Origin of the sequence: Allostella sp. (assembly GCF_041913585.1) — a bacterium.
Lineage (GTDB): Bacteria > Pseudomonadota > Alphaproteobacteria > ATCC43930 > Allostellaceae > Allostella.
Genome location: NZ_JAYSFE010000291.1, coordinates 1 through 1665, shown reverse-complemented (window position 1 = coordinate 1665; position 1665 = coordinate 1). Strand labels below are relative to the sequence as shown.

2 protein-coding genes are annotated in these 1665 nt (G+C 73.9%); one reads left to right on the top strand and one right to left on the bottom strand.

Annotated elements, in window-relative coordinates:
- A partial coding sequence (locus ACE3Q3_RS24315) for an ADP-ribosylglycohydrolase family protein (RefSeq protein WP_374450442.1) occupies window positions 1-1302 on the top strand: 1302 nt, incomplete at its 5' end.
- 16 nt (window positions 1303-1318) lie between these two features.
- Here ACE3Q3_RS24315 and ACE3Q3_RS24310 read toward each other — a convergent pair.
- Window positions 1319-1665 (bottom strand): ADP-ribosylglycohydrolase family protein (locus tag ACE3Q3_RS24310; RefSeq protein WP_374450440.1); only part of this gene is annotated, 347 nt, incomplete at its 5' end.

The following is a 1665-nucleotide window of genomic DNA, read 5'->3' as shown; positions in this document are numbered from 1 at the left end:
GCCGCCCTGGTCGTCACTCTCACCGAGGCGGAGGAGTTGAGCCGGCTCGGCGTGCCGGACCTGGGGGCGGAGGTCGGCCGGCGGCACATGGGGTGGCTGCACCTGCCGATCGTCGACGCCGAGGCGCCCGATGCGAGGTTCGAGGCCGGCTGGCCGGCGGCGTCGCGGCGCATCCACGCCGTGCTCGCACAGGGGTTTCGCGTGCTGGTCCACTGCAAGGGTGGGCTCGGCCGGGCCGGCACGGTCGCGGCGCGTCTGGCCGTCGAGCGCGGGATGCCGGCCGAGCATGCGATCGCGGCCGTCCGCGCGGTCCGGCCGGGCGCGATTGAGACCACCGCTCAGGCGGCGCATGTTCGGCGGGCTCCCGCAGCCGCTGCGGCTGCGCCTTCGTGCGACGCCGACGCGATCGAGGACCGGGCCGTCGGTTGTCTGCTCGGGCTGGCGATCGGGGATGCGCTCGGCACCACGGTCGAGTTCCGGCCGCGCGACAGCTTCCCGCCGCTTACCGAGATCGTCGGCGGCGGCCCGTTCGGGCTCGCCCGCGGCCAGTGGACCGACGATACGGCGATGGCCCTGGCCCTGGCCGAGAGCCTGCGGGAGACGCCGGACCTCGACGCGCACGACCTGATGCGCCGCTTCGTGTCCTGGTGGGAGGAGGGGGTCTATTCCTGCACGGGAACCTGCTTCGATATCGGCATCGCGACGCGGCAGGCGCTGGCGCGCTGGCAGCGCACCGGGGACCCCTTCGCAGGGTCGACGCGGGAGGACACGGCCGGAAACGGGTCGCTGATGCGACTGGCGCCGGTGGCGGTGCGGCACTGGAACGACCGACCCCGCCTGCGCGCGGTCGCCGCGCGCCAGAGCCGGACCACCCATGGCGCACCCCAGGCGGTCGATGCCTGCGTCGCCTATGCGGAGATCCTGGCCGACGCGATCGCGGGCGAACCAACCGCAACCGTCCTTGCGACACGCCCGGGTCCATGGGCCGAGCCGGTCGCGGAGGTGCTGGCCGGCTCGTGGCGCGGTCGCCGGCGCGAGGCGATACGGTCCAGCGGCTACGTCGTGCATTCGCTCGAGGCGGCGCTGTGGTCCATCGCCCGCAGTCATGACTTCCGTGACGCGGTCCGGTTCGCCGCCAACCTCGGCGAGGATGCCGACACGACTGCGGCCATCGCCGGCCAGTTGGCCGGAGCGATGACCGGCGCGAGCGGGCTTCCCGCGGACTGGCGGGAGCATCTCGCATGGCACGACCGGATCGAGGCGCTGGCCCGGGACCTCTTCCGCCAGTCGGTTGCCGGCTGAGGACGAGCGCAAGAGATCAGTCCGCCAGGAACCGCGCGACCGCGGCGCCCAGCAGGGCGAAGACCCGGCCGTCATCGTCGGCGCCGGTGCGGCCGAGGAGCCCGCGCAGCCAGCGGTCGGGAAGGGCGCGCTCGCCATGGAGGGCGCCGACCGCTGCACCGACGATCGCGGCCACGGTATCATTGTCCTTGGTGTCGTTCACGGCGCGGACGATCGCCTCTTCCGGATCGTCGCCGTGTCGCGCCAGGATCAGGAGGACGCAGGGGAGCGTCTCGAACAGGTGGGCGCCGGAGTACCATGCCTCCGCCGCCTCCAGGATCGGTCGGCCGGCAGCCAGCGCCTCCCGCACCCGCTCGTCCGCGA